This is a genomic window from Streptomyces sp. URMC 124 (assembly GCF_051386455.1).
Classification (GTDB): Bacteria; Actinomycetota; Actinomycetes; order Streptomycetales; family Streptomycetaceae; genus Streptomyces.
Window position 1 is genome coordinate 1 of sequence record NZ_JBPQTS010000102.1, and the last position, 19767, is coordinate 19767.

The 19767-nt window shown below is 72.1% G+C and carries 21 protein-coding genes; 6 read left to right on the plus strand and 15 right to left on the minus strand.

The genetic code is table 11. The annotated features are described in order from the left end of the window. The 8 genes from ACSNOG_RS20930 to ACSNOG_RS20965 form a co-directional block, all read right to left on the minus strand. Positions 1 to 1353 (minus strand): AMP-binding protein (locus tag ACSNOG_RS20930; protein ID WP_436754208.1); only part of this gene is annotated, 1353 nt, incomplete at its 3' end. Continuing rightward, positions 1350 to 2501, minus strand: coding sequence for a Glu/Leu/Phe/Val dehydrogenase dimerization domain-containing protein (locus tag ACSNOG_RS20935; RefSeq protein WP_436754209.1), 1152 nt, complete (start codon positions 2499 to 2501; stop codon positions 1350 to 1352). The genes ACSNOG_RS20935 and ACSNOG_RS20930, both read right to left, overlap by 4 nt. A gap of 44 nt (positions 2502 to 2545) precedes the next feature. Then, positions 2546 to 3109 (minus strand): type 1 glutamine amidotransferase, encoded by a 564-nt coding sequence (locus tag ACSNOG_RS20940; protein ID WP_436754210.1) that lies wholly within the window; start codon positions 3107 to 3109, stop codon positions 2546 to 2548. 58 nt (positions 3110 to 3167) lie between these two features. After that, a complete protein-coding gene (locus ACSNOG_RS20945) occupies positions 3168 to 3977 on the minus strand; it encodes an amino acid kinase family protein (RefSeq protein WP_436754211.1) in 810 nt (269 codons plus the stop codon). After that, on the minus strand, positions 3974 to 5029 hold the full coding sequence (gene argC / locus ACSNOG_RS20950) for an N-acetyl-gamma-glutamyl-phosphate reductase (RefSeq protein WP_436754212.1): 1056 nt from the start codon (positions 5027 to 5029) through the stop codon (positions 3974 to 3976). Before argC ends, ACSNOG_RS20945 begins: the two co-directional genes overlap by 4 nt. Continuing rightward, entirely contained in the window at positions 5026 to 5874 is an 849-nt protein-coding gene (locus ACSNOG_RS20955) for an ATP-grasp domain-containing protein (protein WP_436754213.1), read from the minus strand. Before ACSNOG_RS20955 ends, argC begins: the two co-directional genes overlap by 4 nt. A gap of 138 nt (positions 5875 to 6012) precedes the next feature. Further along, the gene (locus ACSNOG_RS20960) at positions 6013 to 6198 is read right to left on the minus strand and encodes a lysine biosynthesis protein LysW (protein ID WP_382035894.1); all 186 of its coding nucleotides are present in this window, start codon (positions 6196 to 6198) and stop codon (positions 6013 to 6015) included. A gap of 42 nt (positions 6199 to 6240) precedes the next feature. Continuing rightward, on the minus strand, positions 6241 to 7434 hold the full coding sequence (locus tag ACSNOG_RS20965; RefSeq protein WP_436754214.1) for an isopropylmalate synthase: 1194 nt from the start codon (positions 7432 to 7434) through the stop codon (positions 6241 to 6243). A gap of 401 nt (positions 7435 to 7835) precedes the next feature. Between ACSNOG_RS20965 and ACSNOG_RS20970 the strand changes: the two genes are divergently transcribed. Then, positions 7836 to 8621 carry a maleate cis-trans isomerase family protein gene (locus tag ACSNOG_RS20970; protein WP_436754215.1) on the plus strand — a complete coding sequence of 262 codons (786 nt, stop codon included), beginning with the start codon at positions 7836 to 7838 and terminating at the stop codon, positions 8619 to 8621. Positions 8622 to 8711: 90 nt separating this feature from the next. Here ACSNOG_RS20970 and ACSNOG_RS20975 read toward each other — a convergent pair whose 3' ends face one another. Both ACSNOG_RS20975 and ACSNOG_RS20980 read right to left on the minus strand, forming a co-directional pair. Then, the gene (locus ACSNOG_RS20975) at positions 8712 to 9350 is read right to left on the minus strand and encodes a response regulator transcription factor (RefSeq protein WP_436754216.1); all 639 of its coding nucleotides are present in this window, start codon (positions 9348 to 9350) and stop codon (positions 8712 to 8714) included. A 363-nt stretch (positions 9351 to 9713) separates the two neighbouring features. Beyond that, positions 9714 to 10391: a TetR family transcriptional regulator gene (locus ACSNOG_RS20980; protein ID WP_436754217.1), complete on the minus strand. Its 678-nt coding sequence runs from the start codon at positions 10389 to 10391 to the stop codon at positions 9714 to 9716. A 193-nt stretch (positions 10392 to 10584) separates the two neighbouring features. Between ACSNOG_RS20980 and ACSNOG_RS20985 the strand changes: the two genes are divergently transcribed. Together ACSNOG_RS20985 and ACSNOG_RS20990 are read left to right on the plus strand one after the other, a co-directional pair. Next, positions 10585 to 11850: an IS701 family transposase gene (locus ACSNOG_RS20985; protein WP_436754218.1), complete on the plus strand. Its 1266-nt coding sequence runs from the start codon at positions 10585 to 10587 to the stop codon at positions 11848 to 11850. A gap of 48 nt (positions 11851 to 11898) precedes the next feature. Next, positions 11899 to 12516 carry a sigma-70 family RNA polymerase sigma factor gene (locus ACSNOG_RS20990; protein WP_436754219.1) on the plus strand — a complete coding sequence of 206 codons (618 nt, stop codon included), beginning with the start codon at positions 11899 to 11901 and terminating at the stop codon, positions 12514 to 12516. Positions 12517 to 12537: 21 nt separating this feature from the next. Here ACSNOG_RS20990 and ACSNOG_RS20995 read toward each other — a convergent pair whose 3' ends face one another. From ACSNOG_RS20995 to ACSNOG_RS21005, 3 genes are all read right to left on the minus strand, one after another. Beyond that, entirely contained in the window at positions 12538 to 13311 is a 774-nt protein-coding gene (locus tag ACSNOG_RS20995; protein WP_436754220.1) for an SDR family NAD(P)-dependent oxidoreductase, read from the minus strand. A 163-nt stretch (positions 13312 to 13474) separates the two neighbouring features. After that, positions 13475 to 14503, minus strand: a complete 1029-nt coding sequence (locus ACSNOG_RS21000; RefSeq protein ID WP_436754221.1) for an NAD(P)H-binding protein — start codon at positions 14501 to 14503, stop codon at positions 13475 to 13477. After that, the gene (locus ACSNOG_RS21005; protein ID WP_436754222.1) at positions 14463 to 15122 is read right to left on the minus strand and encodes a ScbR family autoregulator-binding transcription factor; all 660 of its coding nucleotides are present in this window, start codon (positions 15120 to 15122) and stop codon (positions 14463 to 14465) included. Before ACSNOG_RS21005 ends, ACSNOG_RS21000 begins: the two co-directional genes overlap by 41 nt. A gap of 141 nt (positions 15123 to 15263) precedes the next feature. Between ACSNOG_RS21005 and ACSNOG_RS21010 the strand changes: the two genes are divergently transcribed. After that, entirely contained in the window at positions 15264 to 16334 is a 1071-nt protein-coding gene (locus ACSNOG_RS21010) for a ScbA/BarX family gamma-butyrolactone biosynthesis protein (RefSeq protein WP_436754223.1), read from the plus strand. Between the two features lie 146 nt (positions 16335 to 16480). Beyond that, positions 16481 to 17350, plus strand: a complete 870-nt coding sequence (locus ACSNOG_RS21015) for a polysaccharide deacetylase family protein (protein ID WP_436754224.1) — start codon at positions 16481 to 16483, stop codon at positions 17348 to 17350. 78 nt (positions 17351 to 17428) lie between these two features. On the opposite strand, the gene ACSNOG_RS21020 is transcribed toward ACSNOG_RS21015, so the two are convergent. Both ACSNOG_RS21020 and ACSNOG_RS21025 read right to left on the minus strand, forming a co-directional pair. Then, complete coding sequence (locus tag ACSNOG_RS21020) at positions 17429 to 17812, minus strand: MerR family transcriptional regulator (RefSeq protein ID WP_436754225.1); 384 nt, start codon at positions 17810 to 17812, stop codon at positions 17429 to 17431. Between the two features lie 97 nt (positions 17813 to 17909). Then, entirely contained in the window at positions 17910 to 19184 is a 1275-nt protein-coding gene (locus ACSNOG_RS21025) for an MFS transporter (RefSeq protein ID WP_436754226.1), read from the minus strand. 66 nt (positions 19185 to 19250) lie between these two features. On the opposite strand from ACSNOG_RS21025, the gene ACSNOG_RS21030 reads away from it, so the two are divergent. Continuing rightward, positions 19251 to 19697 carry a MerR family transcriptional regulator gene (locus ACSNOG_RS21030; RefSeq protein ID WP_436754227.1) on the plus strand — a complete coding sequence of 149 codons (447 nt, stop codon included), beginning with the start codon at positions 19251 to 19253 and terminating at the stop codon, positions 19695 to 19697. Positions 19698 to 19767 lie beyond the last annotated feature (70 nt).

Sequence of the window (19767 nt, forward strand, 5' to 3'; positions counted from 1 at the left end):
GGCCCGGCCGAGGATGCGGATGCCGCCGCGCTCGTCGTCGCGCGCCACGTCGCCGGTGTCGAACCAGCCCTCGACGGTGAGTTCGGCGGCGAAGAGGTCGTCGCGCTTGTAGTAGCCGAGGGCCTGGGAGGCGCCGCGGACGCGCAGGCGGCCGACGGGCGCGCGCTTGCTGGGGTCTTTGCACGCGTCGATGCGTATTTCCATGGAGTCGATGGGCCGGCCGTTGCTGTAGGCCGCCCAGTCCTCGCAGTAGTCGAGCCGGGTGATGGTCACCGGGCCGTGCTCGGACATGCCCCACACCGAGTACGTGCGGGCGCCGAGCGTCTCGCGCAGCTCGTCGACCAGGGACTGCAGGACCGGTGCGGAGCCGGTCACGACGTGGCGCAGGGTGCTGACGTCGCGCGGCTCGGCCCGCTGGGACTCGGCGATGTCGGTCAGGGTGGGCGGGGGGCCGTAGAGGAGCGTGGCGCCGTAGCGCTCCACGAGGTCCAGCAGGGCCGCGTTCTTGCGGACGTCCTGGAAGGCGATGGTGCCGCCCAGCATGACGCCGGCCAGGAGGCCCTGGGCGAACCCGGAGTAGTGGACGAGGGGCGTGGTGACGGCGGCCACGAGGTCGTCGCGCAGGAGGAAGGTGTCGACGTAGCCACGGATGGCCGAGTGGATGGTGTTCTGGCTGTGCAGGACGCCCTTGGACTCGCCGGTGGTGCCGGAGGTGAACAGCACGACGAACGGCTCGTCGGGCCGGAGGGCCAGCCCGTCCAGGTCGGCTCCGCGGCGCTCCTCCCACGGGGTGTCGACGAAGTGGTCATCAAAGTCCAGCGCCCCGGCGGGGGCGTGGCCGCCGACGACCGCCACCTTCTCCAGGGTGGGGAGTTCACCGCTGAGCCGGGTGACGACGGAGGCCAGCGGGTAGCCGTCCCACTCCGGGGTGGTGACGCACACCCGGGCCTCGGTGAGGGCGAGGCGGTGGCGGAGCTCGTCCTGGGTGCACAGCGGCGAGATCGGGCAGATAGCGGCGCCGATGCGCATGCAGGCGAACATCAGGGGTGCCATCTCCCACCGGTTGGGGAGTTGTACGGCCACGAAGTCTCCACGCCGGACGCCGAGTTCGAGCAGCGCGCCCGCGAAGCGATCCGTGAGCTGGGCGAGTTCGGCGTAGTCGAGGGTGTCGGTGCGGGCCTCGGCGACCCGGCGGCCGGCGACGGCCAGCTTGTGGGGGCGCGTGCGCGCCTGCCGCCACAGGTCGTCGAGAAAGGTCTCGTCCCGCCACCAGCCGCGCCGCCGGTACTCCGCGGCGCGGGCCTCGTGCCCCTCGGGGACGAAGCCGGCCGCCGCCTTGGCTGCCGTGGTCATCGGCGGTCCTTCCTGCGGTCGGCGAGCAGGGCCGGCAGCGGGTCGCCGGAGGCCGCGGCGGATATCTCCAGCAGGTCCCGGGTGTTGTTGCGGACGCGGGTGCCGACCCAGTCGAAGACCCAGTCCTTGCGCTTGGCCGCCTCCAGTTCGAACGGCACCGTCCGGGTCAGGGCCAGGCCGGCCGCCGCGGCGCCGCCGACGTTGGCGACGACATCCGGGATCAGGGTGGAGCCCTGCACGGCCATCTTCAGCTTGGCCTCGGGGCTGACGCAGATGTTGCCGCCCTCCACGACCAGGCCCGCCCGCAAGCGGTGCACATTGGCGTCGTTGACGGCGTAGTGGTTCGCGGCGAGGATCAGGATGTCGGCTTCGACGTCCAGCCAGGCGTCCGGCTCGGTGGAGACCGTGACGCCTTCGGGCAGGCGGGCGTGGTCGATGCGGCCGCCCGCGTCGGTGACGGCGAGCAGGTCCGCGACGGGCAGCCGCTCGGCGCTGACGGTGCCCTGGACGTCGGCCACGCCGACGATCCGGTGACCGCGGTCCTCCAGGAACCGCGCCACCGACCGGCCGACCGTGCCGAAGCCCTGGACGACGACGCGCAGGGACTCCCCGCGGCGGTGGAGCACCTCCAGTGCGGTGACGGCGGCCACGCCCACCCCGTAACCGGTGCAGTCCACCAGGGGCTCGTAGTAGGTGCGCCAGTCGTAGGGCATGTCGACGCCGCGCGCCTTGCGGCGCGGGTCGTAGCCGGCCTCGGCGAAGAACACGGCCCGGTCGGCCGGCGTCACGCCGAGGTCGCAGCCCAGGTGGATGCCGCCGTGCAGCAGCGGCGCGACGGTGCGCCCGAAGGTGCGCAGCGTCTCCTCCCGGTCGCCGCCGCTCGCCACGATGCCGGCCTTGGCGCCGCCGACGGGCAGGCCGACGAGGGTGAGCTTGTGGGTCATGCCCCGGGCGAGGCCGCGCACCTCCTCCTCGGTGACGTCGCCGGTCATCCGGGTGCCGCCCATGGCCAGGGAGTCGACGAGCGAGTCGACTACGACCCAGCCCTTCAGGGGGCCGCCGCTGCCGTTCAGGGACACCGTGAAGGCGGGCTCCCGGACCTCTGCGGCCGTCTCTTCCACGTGTTGCGTGCTGTTCGGAGCGTTCATCGTCAGGGGACCTCGTGAGTGATCGGTGAGATACGGGTGACAGGTCACTGGTAGAGCCGGGCGAAGCCGCGCAGGATCTCCATGCCGTCGTTGCGGAACTCCAGATGGGCCTGGGAGCCGAGGATCCGGCCGTCGTCGGAGGCGAGGAATTCCACGGGGGCGTGCTCGGAGCGTCCGATGGACCGGAAGCCCGGGGGCGCGCCCTGCAGGTAGAGGGTGTGCCGGTGGAAGACCGTCACGGTGGGCTTGACGTAGGTGAACAGCGGCTCGGCCGTGTCGACCTGGACGTCGTAGCCGCCCACGCGCTGTTCCCCCTCGGCCAGCTCCGCACCGGCGGCGACGGCGATGATCTGCATGCCGCCGCAGATCCCCAGGACAGGGACGTCGGCGCTCATGACGAGGTCGATCAGGGGCCGGTAGTGGTCGCTGTCGTAGGCCCGGACCTTGGTGCCGCTGAGCACGACGGCCCGGTGGCGCGGATCCAGGCGGGCGGGCACCGAGGCGGCGTCGACCGTGTCGGTTTCCGACCCCAGGTCTTCGAAGCGCTTGCGCAGCTGCTTCAGGGACAGGGTTCCGTTGTTCACCACGAGCACCCGGGAAGACGTCACGTCTGCTGCTCCTCTCGTTGGTTCTTCTTCCGGCCGGTCCGGCTCTTCTCCCGGCGGGTCATGTCCGGGTGATGACGGTTCCGGTGCGTTCGGCGAGCAGCTCGGTGACGGGTGCGCTGCCGATGACGGCCCGTTCCACTCCCCCGTCCAGGGCTTCCCCGGCCGCCCGCAGCTTCTTGCGCATGCCGCCGGTGGCCCCGCGGTCGCGGAACGCGGCGGCGTCCGCGGCGGTGATGCGGCGGACCGGCTCGCCGTCGATGAGGAGGTGGGGAACGTCGGTGACGAGGACCAGGGAGGACGCGCCCGTCGCCGCCGCGACGGCGGCCGCGGCGCGGTCGGCATCGGTGTTCACCTCCTGGCCGGCGGTGTTGCGGGCGAGCGGGGTGACCAGGTAGCAGTGCCCGGGCTGCAGGTTCTTCAGGGCGCAGGGGGCGACGTCGGTGATCGGGCCCACGAGGTTGTCGAGCTCGACGAGTTCCTTGCCGCGCCACCACCAGCGCTCGCCCTCGCCGGCCCGGAGGAGGCCGTCGCTGCCGATCAGGCGCTCGGCGGTGATGCCGCGCGCTTCGAGCCGTGCGAAGACCTGCTCGCCCATGGCGTCGCTGACGGTCTTGATGTCCTCGATCACCTCCGGCGTGGTCCACCGGCTCTGGTTGCCGTAGCGGTCGCGCAGGACGGCCGACGGCTCGGTGTAGCGGGGGTCGAGGAGCCTGAGCGGCTTGGACCAGCCGTGCACGAGGACCAGGGGGTGCGTGCGCCCGTGGGCGGCGAGGTCGTCCCACCAGGCGTCGGTCATGTCGTCCAGGCAGCTGCCGCCGAGCTTGACGACGGTCGGGACGCTCTCGGTGCGGTCGGTGTCGATGCTCATGCCGGCATCACTGGCTGCATGGTCAGCCCCGTCTCTTCCGGAAGGGAGTAGCGTTTGTTGACGGCCTGGACGGCTTGCCCGGCGGCGCCCTTGACCAGGTTGTCCAGTGCGGCGAGGACGATGATGCGGCCGCCTTCGGGATCGTGCATGACCGTGACGTCGCAGTAGTTCGAGCCCAGCACGGCCTGCGGGTCGGGGACCGGGATCATCGTCTCGGTGTGCCGCCGGACCCGAACGAAGCCGTGGTTCTTGTAGAAGCGCAGGTAGGCGCGCTGCAGCTCACGGGCGTCGATCTCGTCGTCGGTGAGGACGTAGGAGCTGGCCAGCAGCCCGCGCACGTGCGAGACCCCGTAGGCCGACATCGTCAGGGAGCCGACGGTCCCGGGCTTGCTGCGCTCCAGGAAGTCGCTCACCTCGGCCGCGTGCCGGTGCCCGGTGGGGGCGTACGGCGTGATGGCGCCGTTGCGGAAGGGGTGCAGCCCGGCGGTCCTCAGCTGCTGTCCGCTGCCGCTCGATCCGCTCTTGCCGTCCACCAGCACGGTCTTGAGGTCCAGGCCGAGGGAGAGTGTCAGCGGCGCGAGGCCGAGGGTGATGGCGGTGGCGTAGCACCCGGGCAGGGAGATCAGTGGCGCGCCGGCCATCTGCTCCCCGACGAGTTCCGGCACGCCGTAGACGAAGCGGTCGGCGAGCTCCGCGTGGCGTTCGACCTGGGGGTACCAGCGCCGGTGGAGTCCGGGGGTGCGGATGCGGAAGGCGCCGCTGAGGTCGATCACGCACGCCACCTTGTCGGCCAGCTGCGCCGCGAGGCGGGCGGAGACGTGGGCGGGGGTGGCGAGGAGGACGACGTCGCACCGGTCGGCGAGGTCGTCGGTGACGGGTTCGAGGGCCAGGCCCAGGTCCAGGCGCAGGCCGGGGTGGAGTTCGGCCGGGCGGCGTCCGATGTTCGACGAGCCGCCCAGGAAGGTGAGGTCGAGTCCGGGGTGCTGGGTGACCAGCCTGATGAGTTCTCCGCCGGCGAATCCCGAGGCGCCGACCACTCCCACGCGGATCACCGGAGCATCTCCTGTACGTGGCGGGCGACGGCCGCGGGGATGTCCGCTCCGGTCGCCGAGGCCACGGCCCGGAAGCCGGGTGCGTGGTTGACCTCGTTGACGACGTAGCCGGAGGGGGTCGCGAACAGGTCGATCCCGTAGACGCCGCTGCCGAGTTCGTCCACGACGCTCTCGACGATCGAGACCACGTCGGGGTCGTGCGCGACGGCCCGGTTGCGGTTGCCGAGCGCCGCGTTGTTGCGCCAGTCGGTCCCACCGCTGCGGAACTCGGCCGCGCCGACCAGCTCTCGGCCCACGACCAGGCAGCGAATCGAGCCGCCGCCGAAGTACGGCTCCACCAGACAGGCCTGCTCGAAGGCGTGCCCGAGGTCCTCGACGTAGTCGTAGACGGACTGGGCCGTGTCGCAGTCGCGGATGAGCGTCACCCGCTTGCCCATCCCGCCGAAGACCGGCTTGAGGACGACGGGCGGGGACAGCTCCTCCAGCGCCTGCGCGAAGTCCTTGCGGGAGAGGACGAGACGGAAGTCGGGGACGGGCACGCCGGCGTTGCGCAGCACGGCGCGCAGGGTCAGCTTGTTCTCGCAGGCGTGGATGGCGGACGCGCTGTTCAGGGTGGGGATCTTCGATGCTTCGGCCAGGGTGGCCAGCAGGCCTCCCCGGGTGTAGCTCCGGCTGCGGACGAGGACCGCGTCGTAGGAGGTGATCGACTGCGGATCCGCGTGCCCGAGGCACAGGGATTCGTCGTTGACCCACTCGGCCTGCAGTCCGAAGTCCGGTGCGGTCTCGATCAGCCGGCGTTCCTCCCAGCTGATCCGGTCCGCGACGATGGCGATTCTGCCGCCCATGGAGGGACTCCTCGGTGTGGTGTGTGCGGTGGCGCCGGTACGGTCCCGGTGCCGGGCCCACCGGACACGGGCTTCCCTCGGCCGGGGGCCCTGTGTCCGGTGGTGCCGGTGCTGGTGCTCCGTTCGTTCGTCCGGCTCCTACTGGCCCCAGTCGCGCAGCTGGACCTCGACCATCTGGAGGGAGAGCTTGTCGTCCCGGACGTCGTCGACGCGGAGGGTGAGCATGCACTCGGGGCACGACAGGGTCTCGCCCTGGATCATGGGCGGGGTCGTCAGGTCGGTCTCGCACTCGGGGCAGGCGCCGGTGAGGGTGGCAGTGGACATGAGGGTTCTCCTCTGTGTGGGATGGATTCCTGGGGAACGGACTCAGCGCGAGCGAAAGTCCACGGCGGCCTTGCGGATCGCGTCGCGGTCGAGCAGCGGACGCCCTTCCTGTTCCTGGCACGCCGTCAGCCAGGCGGTGAAGGCGTCGGCGTCGAGGCCGTCCTCGACACCGGAGTCGGTGAGCGCCCACCTGACGAGCGCGGGGGTCAGGCGGGTCCGCACGCGCAGCTCGCGGGAGTTGCCGACGACTTCCGCCGGGAGCGTCTCGTACGCAGCGGGATTGCCGAGCTGGCCGGGCAGTTCGTAGGCGAAGGCGTGCGGGGTGGTGGGGCCGGACTGGAAGGCCTCGCCGAGCCCGGATCCCTTGAGCGCGGCGGCCGACAGGGCGGTCAGGTGGGACAGGTCGAAGCGGGTGTCGCCGTGGACGACGCGCAGCGAGGTCAGCAGCTCGGCCAGCGGTGCGTTGCCGCCCCGCTCGCCGATCCCGCCCACCGTGGCCGAGATCCAGTCGGCGCCGGCGCGGAGGGCGGCGAGCGAGTTGGCCACCGCCATGCCGAGCATGTTGTGCGAGTGGATCTCGATCTCGGAGCCGTCGATCGCGGTGAGCTCCCCGATCACGTCCTCCATCTGCCAGGGCGTCAGGCAGGCCACCGTCTCCGCCAGGCGGAAGCGGTCGGCTCCGGCGGCGAAGCCGGCCGTGACGTAGGGGACGAGCCGCTCCTTGGGGGTGCGGGCGCCGTCCTCGCCGCTGAAGGTGACGTGGAGGCCGCGCTCCTTCGCCGCCTCGATGGCCGCCCGGGCGACCGAGATCAGGTACTTCGTGCTCGTCGAAGCGAGCTTCAGGCCCGCGTGCTCGTAGGAGGTGGGGATCGAGAACATCACCGACCGCACGCCCAGGCGCACGGCCTCGTCGAGCGCCTTCTCCACCTGCTTGCGGTCCCTGACCACCACCAGCGTCAGGCTGCGCTCGGGGCCCACCGTCTCGTGGGTGGCCTCGATGAGGGGCGCGTCGACCGACGAGGGACCGGAGATCATCCCCACCTCGACCAGGTCAACGCCGGTGCGCACCAGCAGGTCGGAGATCACCGCGGCGTCCTCGGGACCGAACTCCACTCCGGCCATGTGGGCGGAGTCGCGCAGGGTCGCGTCCGAGATGTGCGGCAGCCTCACCGGGGGTCCGGCGCCGTCCGCACGGGGGGCTCCGGGGCCCCCGCCGTGCTCATCCATGACTGCCATCGCAAATCACTCCTTATTCCAGGGCTTGCGGCAGGGTCCTTGCTTGCTTGCTTGTGGATTACGGCAGGAATTCACCGTGACGGCCTATGAGCCGGGCCGCGTACGGAATTCGCCGGGGCTGCACGTCCGGGTAATGGATAGGCGCGGACGGCGCCGTCATCAGCTGGTGCGGTGGAAGCTGTAGATAGCTTCCCGGGCCCGGCATCGGGCGTCAACACCCGGCAACTCCGGTGCCCGTCAGGTTCGGTCAGGGAAATGTCAGGCCGGGAAAGAGAGGTAAGCGCAAGGTCAGAGAACTACGGATCCGCCCGCATCGGCTGCGCTGGGCGGGAGTTCTGGATTACGGTTCCCGGAACGACCTTCTCCCTTTCTCTTCCCATACGGAAACGGGTGACGCCACCATGGACATACGCTCCACGCCCCGGCTCGGACTTGTCGTCCCTCCGGAGAATCCCACCGCCGAGCCCGAGTTCAGCCGGTTCCTCGGTTCCGGAATGCATTTGCACACGGCCCGCTTCCCGGTCCTGCCGGGCAAGGGCCTGCGGGAGATGCTCGAGACGTACAACGCGGTGCTGCCCGGGGTCCTGGCGGGCTTCGGCGCCCTGCCGCTCGACGCCGCGGTCGTCGCGTGCAGCGCCTCCCACTACCTGCTCTCCCCCGACGGCGACCGGGCGTTCTGCGCCGAACTCTCCGAGCGGGCGGGCTTCCCCGTGCTCTCCTCGTCGCTGGCCACGCTCGCCGCGTGCGAGGCGCTCGGGGTGTCACGGCTGACCCTCGTCAGCCCCTACGAGCCGTGGCTGACCGGCCTCTCCCGCGGCTACTGGGAGCAGGCCGGCCTCACCGTCGAGGGGATCGTGCCCGTCCCGGCCGGTGACCGGTACGACCCCTACCGGGTCACCACCCGGACGCTCCTGGACCGGATCCGCCGGCACGGCGTCTCCGACGACACGGCGCTCCTCTTCACCGGCACAGGGATGTTCACGCTGGCCGCGCTCGACGAGCTGGGCGGCCGCGCCCCGGACCGGGCCATGCTGACGTCGAACCTGGCGAGCGCCTGGTGGGCGCTGCGGACGGCGGGCGCTCCGCAGGACGGCGGGCCCGGGGGACATCCGCAGCTGAAGCGGCTGGCAGGCGCGGCGGCCGACCGGGAGCAGCAGGAACAGCAGGAGCAGCGGGTGCACGCGTAGCAGGGGAACGGCCGGCCGGCGCGGTGTGCACGCCGGCCGGCCGGTGCCGTCTCCACCCGGCATGTGGTGCGGGCCGCCGCGGCCCGCGCGTCAGGGGCTGGTGAACTGAAGGCCCACCCCGCGGACGGTGGTGATCCAGTCGCCGTCCCCCAGCTTCTTGCGCAGGCTGCTGACGTGGGTGTCGATGGTCCGGCGGGACCAGGAGTCGCCCCAGACCTGCTGCATGATCCGGTGCCGTGGAATGACCGCCCCCGGGTGCGAGGCGAGGAGGTGGAGCAGGTCGAACTCCTTGCGGGTCACCTCCACGCGTCTGCCGCGCACGCGCACTTCGCGCGAGGCCGCGTCGATCTGCAGCGGGCCGTGCGAGACGACCCGCTGCCCGGGCTCCTGGAGCCGCATGCGGCGCATGACGGCTTCGATGCGGGCCATCAGCTCGCGAAATCCGTAGGGCTTCACCAAATAGTCGTCGGCCCCGGCCTGGAGGCCGAGGACCCGGTCCAGTTCGCTGCCCCGGGCGGTCACGGCGATCACGGGAATGTCGCAGGCCGACCGCACCTCCCGGCAGACCTCCAGGCCGTCCAGATCCGGGAGTTCGAGATCGAGCAGCATCAGGTCGGCGTTCTTGTAGCTCTGCAGCGCGGCGTATCCCGTCTCCGCCCTGTCGACCGTGTGCCCGTGCCGGGTCAGTCCGCTGATCAGCGATTCGGCGTCGCCGGTGTCGTTCTCCACGACGAGCAGCCGCCATGTGGCGTGCGGCCGGTGCGGCGGATGCAGCCGGTGCGGCCCCGGTCGCGAATTCCCGGCCGGCGCGTGCGATTTCGGTAGTGCCTTCCGGAGTCTTGCATCAAGCATGCGCTGTCTCCCCTGAATAGCTGCCGACGAGGGGGCCGCACCTTCGGCGCCTGTGTCTGCGGACGCAGATATCCCCGTGATACCGCTGAATTGCTTCCCGGAAAGGGCGGAGGAGAGCCGCTCCCGCGTGGCCGGAGAACCGATTCTTCTCCGATCGCATCCGGCTTCCTCGCCTGCAATCTTGCGCGGGATGCGCCGGGCGGGACATACGGACTTCAATAAGTCACCGGCGGTGTGCGGTTAGGGGGCGGCGGGCCCCTGCGTCCGCTCCTGCGCCGGACCGGCGGGCGACACACCGTAGAGGACGAGGTCCCAGACCCGGGCGAGCTGCTCTACGGGCCCCGGGCTCTCCTCGCCGACCACGACCGACTCCTGCGGCTCCTGCGATTCCTGCAGCCCAGGAGCCCTCGCGCCGCCCCGGCGGTGCAGGTGCGCGTCGACGCCCGCGATGAGGTAGGCGGCCAGCAGGGTCACGGTCCGAGGGTCGGTCGCCGCGCGCAACTGCCCTTCGGCGTGGGCCTGGTGCAGCAACCCGCGCAGCTGCGGGAGCCAGGCCTGCGCCCAGTCGGCGCCGCCGGGCAGCTCCCGGGACAGGCGGGCTGCGGCGCGTACGGCGGTTTCCTTCTCCAGGAGCCGGGCGATCGCGAGGACCAGTGCGCGGGCCCGGCGGAGCGGGGAGGCCGGTAGCGCCACGGCCCGGTCGGTCTCGGCACGGGTGAGCGCATCCCCCCGTTCCTGTACGGCGCAAGCGATCTTGTCCTTCGTCGGGAAGTGGAAGGTCAGGGCACCGGTGGAGATACCGGCCGCCCGGCAGATGCGCTGCAGTGACGTGCCGTCGTACCCGCCGCGGTCGAACTCCGCGGCGGCGGCCCGCACCACGGTGCGGCGGGTGCAGGCGGCGCGTTCCTGCTTCACCATCGCGGCTCCGTTTCGGTCTGGGGGCCCGTCACTCTCCCCGGCCGCGCCCGAAGCGGCAACGCCGACTTGCCGAAGTAGGCGCGGGCCGCTTCCCTCCCGTCGAAAGAATAAAAAACGTTCGCTATCTTTTGAGGGTCGGCACCGCTCCCCGGCGCCGGCGACCGGCCACCGATGCTCCGAGGGGGGACCCACCATGGCCGCTCAGCACCCGGCCGTCCTGCCGCAGTCGCCGCAGGGCGCCGGCAGCCTCGCGCCCGACTTCGCGCCCGACCGCGTGTCCGACTTCACGGAGGATGTCTTCGGCTACCTGCCCCGCATCGACCAGCGCCGCTGGGCGGACGCCTACCTGCGCGGACTGCTCACGGTGCGGGGCAAGAAGACGATCCGTCGGATGGCCCGGGCCGTCTCCCTCTCCACCGGCGCGCCGCAGGCCCTGCAGCAGTTCATCAGCGCCAGCCCCTGGGACTGGACGGCCGCCCGCGAGGCCCTGGCGCGCAAAGCCGCCGCCCGGCTGCCCTCCCACGCCTGGACCATCGGCACGACGCTCGCGCAGAAGCGCGGCGAGCACTCCGTCGGGGTCCACCGGCGCTTCGTCCCCGACGCGGGCCGCACGCTCAACTGCCAGGTGGGCATCGGCCTCTTCCTCACTTCCGGGTCCGAGAGCATCCCCGTCGACTGGCGCCTGCTGATGGACGAGAGCTGGTGCGGCGACGAGCAGCGCCGGCGACGCGCCCGCGTCCCGGAGGCCCTGCGGTCCCAGCCCGTCTGGGAACACGTGCTGGACCTCACGGACCGCCTGGCCTCCCTCAGGGTCTCCGGGCCGGCGCCGCTGGTCGTCGACCACTGCTGCGCCGCCGACGCCGCCCGGCTGGCCGCCCAGCTCAACCTGCGCGAACGGGAGTTCGCCATCGAGATCCGGGCCGACCAGCCCGTACTGCCCGCCCTGCACGCCGGTCCCGGCACCGGCCGGCGACCGGCGGCCGTCCGGCCCATGAGCGCGCTGCAGTTCCTGCGCGACGGCGGCTTCCGCCACCCGTACGTGATCGCCGTCGGGGACCACGGGCCTGCCGCGGCGAACGGACCCGGGAACGGGCAGGACCGGGGCCGCCCGGTGCGGCACCTGAACGTCTACTCCTCTCTCGTCCGCCTCCCCGGCCGCTCCGCGGCCCCCAGCACTCACCGCGTCTACCGCCTGCTGGCCGAGCAGTCACCCGCCCACCGGGGCCCGGCCCGCTTCTGGATCACGACGCTCGTCGACCGGCGGATGGACGAGCTCCTCTCCCTCATCCGGCGGCCCGCTCTCACCCACGCCGCCGTGCAACGGCTGGAGGACGACTTCGGGCTGCTCGACTTCGAGGGGCGTTCCTTCCCCGGCTGGCACCACCACATGACGATGGCCTCCGCCGCCTACGTCTACAGCCGCCTGCAGCACGACACCCGGCAGCTCGCCACCGTCTGAACGCCTGAACGCCTGAAACACGCCCCGTACGAACGCAAAGGACGAACGATGGCCGCGCCCCCGATCCCCACCGCAGCAGCGGAGACCGACGAAGAGCGCGCGAGGCGCTTCGAACGCGACGCGCTGGCCTACCGGCGCCGGATGCACGCGGCAGCGCTGCGCCTGACCCGCAACCCCGAGGACGCGGAGGACCTGGTCCAGGAGACGTACGCCAGGGCCTACAAGTCCTTCCACCAGTTCCGCGCGGGCACCAACCTGTGGGGCTGGCTGCACCGCATCATGACGAACACGTTCATCAACGCGTACCGCAAGAAGCGCACCGAGCCGCAGTACTCCTGCGCGGGCCGGATCGAGGACTGGCAGCTGGCCCGCACCGCCGGCCACTCCTCCGCCGGGCTGCCCTCCGCCGAGAAGCAGGTCCTCGACCACATCCCCGACCCCGAGGTGCTCGACGCGCTCCGAGCGGCGCCCGAGGAGTTCGTCAAAGTGGTGTACCTGGCCGACGTCGAAGGCCTGCGCTACTGGGAGATAGCGCAGCTCCTCGGCATTCCCCCGGGGACCGTCACCTCCCGCCTGCACCGCGGTCGCAGGCGGTTGCGGACCCTGCTGGCGGACCACGGCGGGCGCGGCGCGGATCCCGGCCGGAGCTCCGGGCGGCTGGGGTGAGCTCCCGGCCGCCCGGGGCGGTCAGGCCGCGGTCCAGCCCCCGTCCACCTGCATCGCGGCACCGGTGACGAAGGAGGCCCGGTTGCTGCACAGCCAGGCGGCGGCCTGCGCAATCTCCGTCGGATGCGCCATGCGCTTCTGTACGGAGCGCTCCACGAAGCTCTTCTCCAGGGCCGGCGTCCCCTCCAGCACCTCCTCCATCAGCTCGGTGCGGGTGCTGCCCACCACCAGGGCGTTGACCCGTACGCCGCGCTCGCCGTACTCGGCGGCGGCCGCCTTGGTCAGCCCGAGGACGGCGTGCTTGGCGGCCACGTACGCGGCCGAGGCGCCGGTGGCCTGGTGCCCGGCGACGCTGGAGGTGTTCACCACCGCCCCGTCCCGCCCGGTGGCGAGGATCGCGGGGATCTGGTGGCGCAGGCAGTTCCACACCCCGCGCAGGTTCACGTCGATGATCCGGTCGAAGACGGCGTTGTCCGTCTCGTGCAGGGGGACGCCCGCCACCGCCCAGCCGGCGTTGTTGAACGCGGCGTCCAAGCGGCCGAAGTCCTCGACCGTAGCGGCGACGGCCCGCTCGACGTCCCTCTCCTTCGCCACGTCCCCCGTCACCATCGCGGCGCGCCCGCCCGTCAGGGCGATCTCCTCGACCAGGTCGCTGAGCCGCTCCTTGCGGCGCGCCAGGAGCATCACGGATGCTCCCTCGGCGGCGAACAGCCGCGCCGCGGCCGCACCGATGCCGCTGGAAGCACCCGTGATCAGTACCGTTCTGCCGTCCAGCATCCGCTGTCCGTCGCTCATGACATCCCCCTAGCAAGCCTCAGGCTCCCGCCTGGCAACGTGGTCTTCCGCGGCGACTGCAGCCGCGGAGGGCGACCGGGGCCCATGGCCGGACCCGGTCGCCGTCGGGGGTGCAGTCCTCCCTGCGTGCGGGGTGGAGATGTTCCGGGAGGCCCGGGGGAGGTCAGGGGATCGGTGCGGCGCGGAAGGAGGCGGCGTGCCGCGCGGCCCAGGCCTCGTAGGTCCCCGGGGCCCGGCCGGTCACCTGCGCGACGCCGTCGGCGAGGCCGGACTTCGCGCCCTCGTGCTGGCGCCGGGCACCGGCCAGCAGGGCTAGTGCCAGCGGTTCGGGGTGGCGGGCCCGCCACGCTTCGAGCGCCTGCCGCTCGGTGAGTTCCTCGAACCGGAGGGGCTCTTCCAGGACCGCCGCCAGCCGGCGGGTCTGGTCTCGCGCCGAGAGCGCTTGCGGGCCGGTGAGTGCGTAGGCGCGCCCTGCGTGGGCGCCGGGCCGGGTCAGGACGCGGGCCGCGGCCTCTGCGACGTCCTGCGGGTCGATGCAGGAGTTCCGGCCCGTGCCGTACAGCGCCCGCACGGCCCTCCGGCTGCGTACGGACGGGGCCCAGCCGAGCGTGTTGGACATGAAGGCCCGCGGGCGCAGAAGGGTCCAGTCCAGGCCCGAGGTGCGCACGAGCTCCTCGCAGTCGCGCTGCCAGCGCGTGATCAGGTCCTGGGCCCCGGGGTCGGTCACCGCCAGCGCGGACAGCTTGACGACGTGCCGGACGCCGCCCGCGTGTGCCGCGGCGAGGAGGTTCGCGTCGTGGGCGGGCCGCAGCGGGTCGAAAGTGATCATCAGGACGGTGTCCGCCCCGGCCAACGCCCTGGCCAGGCCCGGGCCGTCGGCGAGGTCCGCCCCGGTGATCCGGCCCGCCAGGCCGTCATCGGCCGCCCGTGCCGGATCCCTCGTCAGCGAGGTCACCTCGCAGCCGGCCGCCACGAGCAGACGGGCCACCCGGCTGCCGACCGTACCGCTCGCGCCCGTGACCACGATCCGCGGCGGTCTGCCGCCGGCGGGCTCCGCGGCCGCTGCGCTCCGTGCGGACGGCCCGCCGCGAGCACCCTCCGGCCCCTCCGCGCCCTTCGCGCCCTCCGCTCCGGCGGCGGCCGGAGCGCCGTCAGCCGCCCGTACCCCCGTTGCCTGCTCCCCCGTCGTCATGCCTCTTCCCCCGTTCCCCGTCCAGGTCGATACGGTCCGCCACGTCCGGCACGGCGATGCCCGGCAGCAGCAGTTCCCACATGTGCACCGTACGCTCGGGGAGGTCCTTGCGGCCGTTGAGCAGCTGGGCGTAGAGCTGGACGCCCGTGCACGCCCCGACCACGAAGGCGGCCACCCGGTCCGGGTCGGCCCCCTCCCTCAACTCGCCCTTGCGGGCGGCCTCGTGCAGGCACTCTCCCATGATCGTCCGCCAGTCCTGATAGGACGAGGCGTCCTGCAGGCCGAAGCTGCCCTGCTCAACGGCGAGCCGCACGCCCGCGCGCAGCACCGGGTCCACCTGCAACTGACGCGCCCACACCAGCGTGATGTCCACCAGCCGCTGCAGGCCCTCCGAGCCGATCAGCGGCTCGACGGCCTTCGACTGCGCGTTCATCACGGCGCTGGCCAGGCCCTGCTTGGACTGGAAGTGGAAGTACAGCGCTCCCGCCGTGACCCCCGCCCGGTCCACGATCTTGGTGATGGAGGCCCCGGCGTAGCCGTTCTCGTCGAACTCCTCCGCCGCCGCCTTCAGGATCAACTCGCGGGTCCGCACAGCCCGTTCCTGCGTCGGTCGTGACATCGCGGCTCCCAAAACCACTTGAACTAAAAAAAGAACGACCTCTATTTTATTGACCGACGGCCTCACCGTCCAGCACTCGTCACAGCGCCACCGGCACACGCACCTGCATCACGGACAACGCCCCCATCGGAGGAGTTCCCCATGCACAGCACCGCTGGCCCCACCATCACCGGCCGCACCACTGCCGACCGCACCGCCGCCACGGCGTCCCCCGTCTTCGTCTCCGCCGAGCTCGTCCACAAGGCGAACCCCGACGGAGTCCTCCTGACCGGCTGGCGCCGCACCGGCGAGGGCACCTTCACCATCACGGCCCACTGGCCCTACACGCACCGCTTCTACGCGACCCGCTCCGGCCACCTGGACCTCGTCCTGCTCAACGAGACCGTCCGGCAGGTCTTCCCGCTGCTCTCCCACGCCGCCTACGACGTCCCCTTCGGGCACCCACTGCTGTGGGAGCGCTACAGCTACCGCATCGCCCCTCGCACCCAGCGGGCCGGCGATCTCTCCGGGCCCGTCGAACTCCACGTCACCTGCACGGAGTCGGCGCGCCGCGGCCCGCGCGTCAGCGCCCTCGCCCTGCGGATCGATGTCGTGCGCGCGGGGCTGCGCCTGGCGACGGCCGCCACCCGCTTCACCGTTCAGACTCCGGCGGTCTACCGGCGCCTGCGTGCCGCGCAGGCCGGCACGGAGTCCGGCCGCGGCCCCGCCCGGGCCGCGCACGGTCTGCGCCTGACCGAGCCCGCCCCGCCCGTGCCCCGGCCCTACCCCGGGCGCGGGGCGCTCGACGACCTCGCCCTCACCCCGACCGGGACGCCCCACGCCTGGCGGCTACGAGCCGACACCACTCACCCCGTCTTCTTCGACCACGCCGTCGACCACATCCCCGGGCTGCTGCTCCTCGAAGCCGCCCGGCAAGCGGCTCGGTCCACCGTCCACGCGGGCTCCGCCGTGGTGGCCGTGGACAGCACGTTCACCCGCTTCGTGGAACTCGGCAGCCCCTGCCGGATCGCGACCCGCATCCTCCCCCACGACCCCGCAGGGCGCACCCGCGTCGCCGTCGCCATGGAGCAGGACGGCGCCGAGGCCTTCTCCGCCACCGTGACCCTCCAGCAGAGCGCGCCGCGCTGCGGACAGGGGGCGCGCAGAGCGGGTGGCGGCGTCCGCGGCGGCAGGGCTCTCCGCACCGTCTCAACCCGGCTTTGCCGACCCTGAGTTGATCCATTCGCGCCTGTGGCGTTCCTCACGCCGGGCCGCGTTGACCTTCTCATTAATGCGAAGGTCCGAGCCTGCACAGCATGCGGAACACACACCACCGCCTGCGCTGCCCGCGCCCGGCACGAACCGCAAGGTGAGGGACGATGGACCAACAGCTCTTCGGCTACAGCCCGATCGTCGAACGCGAGCCCGTCCACTGGCCGGGCGGCGCCCGCGTGGCCTGCTACGTCGCGCTCAACGTCGAGCACTACCGGATCGACCGGCCCTCGACCAGCATCTTCGCGGGCACCGCGGGGCTCACACCGGACCCGCTCAACTACGGATGGCGCGACTACGGGCCCCGCGTCGGCATCTGGCGGCTCATCGAGAGCCTCGACCGGCACGGGATCCGCCCCAGCGCGATGCTCAACTCCGCCGTCTGCCGGCACTACCCGCAGATCGTCCGGGCCGGCACGGAGCGCGACTGGGCCTGGGTCGCCCACGGCAAGGACAACTCCACCTTCCATGCGGGCATGACCGCCGAAGAGGAACGCGCTTACCTGCGGGACGTCGTCGGGACCATCGAGAACGCCACCGGCCGGCGACCCCGCGGCTGGCTCGGCCCGGCCCTCACCGAAACCTTCCGCACCCCCGAGCTGCTCGCCGAGCTCGGCCTGGACTACGTTCTGGACTGGTGCAACGACGACCAGCCCTACCGTCTCAACGTCCCCGGCATGCTGAGCGTGCCGTACTCCATCGAGGTCAACGACGTCACCCTCTTCCTCGGCAGGAACCTAGGCGGGCCGGACTTCGTCCGGATCGTCGAGGACCAGCTCGAACAGCTCCACACCGACGCCCGCACCGGCGGGCGGGTCATGGCGCTGGTCCTGCACCCCTTCATCAGCAGCCAGCCCTTCCGCCACAAGTACGTGGACCAGGCGCTGCGCCACCTCGCCGGCCATCCCGGGGTCTGGCTCGCCACCAGTGACGAGATCGCCGCGCACTACGCGCGCACGACGGCCGGGACGGCGTGACGCCCGGAACGACGTAAGGGCACGCTTGCGCACGACCGAGCCCGCCTCCCGGACGTCCGGGAGGCGGGCTTTCGGCGTTCAGGCGACCGGCCCGGCGGCGCAGGGCGGCGGGACCGCCGCCGCGATGACCGCGTCCAAAGCCTCGCGCGCGGCCAGCAGATCGGTCACGGCGTCACTGATCCGGCGGCGCTCGCGGCGCAGCCGGGTGAGCGCGCCCGGGCCGGCCGGCCCCTCCGCCGCCCTGCAGGGGCCGGGCAGCAAGGGCATCAGGCCGGCCACCGTCCGCGTGCCCAGACCGGCCGCCAGCAGGACCTTGATGAACCGGACCCGGTGCACGTCCTCCTCGCCGTACTCGCGATAGCCGCTGGAGCGGCGCCCGGGCCGCAGGAGGCCCTGTTCCTCGTAGTACCGCAGCAGGCGCTTGCTGACGCCGGTGCGCCGGGACATCGCGGCGATCAGCATCTCCCGCTCACCTCCCCGGCCCGCACCCGCGGACGGGGGACGGCCCCGCGAGGACCCGGTCGGGTCGTCGCAGGGCCGCGGTGTGCCACGTGGGCGTTCACGAGTTCGCACTCGCGCGTTTGGCGGGGAAGCCGTGTGCCCGGGCCGCCAGCACGACGGCCAGGACGGGGACCAGCAGCACCAGCACGCTCCAGGGGAAGGAGGTGGTGCCCCACAGCCCCAGGAGGACGCCGCCGACGACTCCGCCGCCTGCCATGGCCACGTTCCACAGGGTGACGAGCATGGCCTGCGCCGCGTCGGCCTGGTCGCCGCCCGCGTCGCCCACGGCGGTCTGCAGGAGCGTCGGGGCGCCGCCCCAGCCCAGGCCCCACAGCGCCGCCGCCACGTAGACGAGCGCGGGGGTGTCGGACAGCACGGCCAGGAGGGCCGCCCCGGCGGCGACCAGCAGGGTGCTGAGCACGGTCAGCGAGCGCAGCCGGCGGTGGATCCGGGCACCGACGATCCAGATGCTGAGCAGGGAGGCGCCGCCGAAGACCAGCAGCACCAGGTCGGTCGAGCTGCCCATGCCGAGGCGGTCGAGGAAGGTGGCGATGTAGGTGTAGAGGATGGTGTGGGCCAGCACGAAGACGGTCACGACGAAGAGGACGGGTGCCACGCCGGGCACCTTCAGGGCCCGCAGGATCGGCTCGCGTTCGCCGCGCTCCTGTCCCGGGTAATCGGGCACCATCGCCACGATCCACGCGATGACGACGAGCGTGAGGCCCGTCATGACCAGGAACGCCACCTGCCAGCTCAGCGCCTTGCCCAGGAACGTGCCCGCGGGCACGCCCAGCGAGAGGGCGACCGGGATGCCGGTCATCACGATCGCGATCGCCTTGCCCTGCAGGTGCACCGGTGCCATGCGGCGCGCGTAACCGGCCAGCAGCGCCCAGGCCAGGCCCGCCGCCACGCCCGCCACGAAGCGGGCCACCATGGTCAGGGGGTAGTTCGTCGAGACCGCCGTGACCGTGTTGGCGACGGCGAAGGCTCCCATCGCCGTCAGCAGCAGCCCCTTGCGCCGCCAGCCGGCGGTGGCCGCGGTCAGCGGGATGGCGGTGAGGGCCGTGCCGATCGCGTAGATCGTCACGGTCTGCCCGGCGGCGGACTCGCTCACCCCCAGGTCACCGCTCATCGCGGGCAGCACGCCGGCGGGCAGCGTCTCCGTCAGGCTCGTGATGAACACGGCCGTGGCCAGCGCGAGCAGCGCCAGCAGCGGGAGCTTCTCCTCCTTGCGCTCCCCTCCGGCGTCCTTTCTTGGCTCCTTCCTCTCCTGATTCTTCCGACCGGCAACGACTGCGGGATCAACGGACGGCTCCGTTTTGCTTATTGACATGATGTGAATCCTGGAACCCTCACACATATGTGAAGGTCAAGCCGACAAGAATGTGAGGCCCGTCACATGTGGATCGGAGAGCTGTCGGACCGTACCGGCACGCCTCGCCGGCTCCTGCGCTACTACGAGGAGCAGCAACTCATCACCTCGGACCGCGCACCCAACGGCTACCGCGACTACGACGACCACCTCGTCGACCGCGTCCTGCAGATCAGGGCACTCCTCAACACCGGGCTCCCCACCCGCCTCATCAGGCAGATCCTGCCGCGCTTACCCCAAGCTCACGCCATCCACCCGGTCCACGCCACGCCCGAACTGATCGCCACCCTGGAACACGAGCACCGCCGGATCACCCGGCGCATCCAGCACCTCACCGACAACGCGAACGCCATGGCCCACTACCTCGCCACGCTCCGCAGCTCCCCCACGCACCCCGAAGCGCCCGGGAGTCGGACGGCCGCCTGCGAGTCCTCGCCGACACGGCCGATGAACCCGACTGGGCCGGATTCATAGCTCGGCCGCACGGTCCGCCGGAGCGCAAGCCGTTCCCTTGGGGCGGACGTCTGATGTCGTGGTGATGACA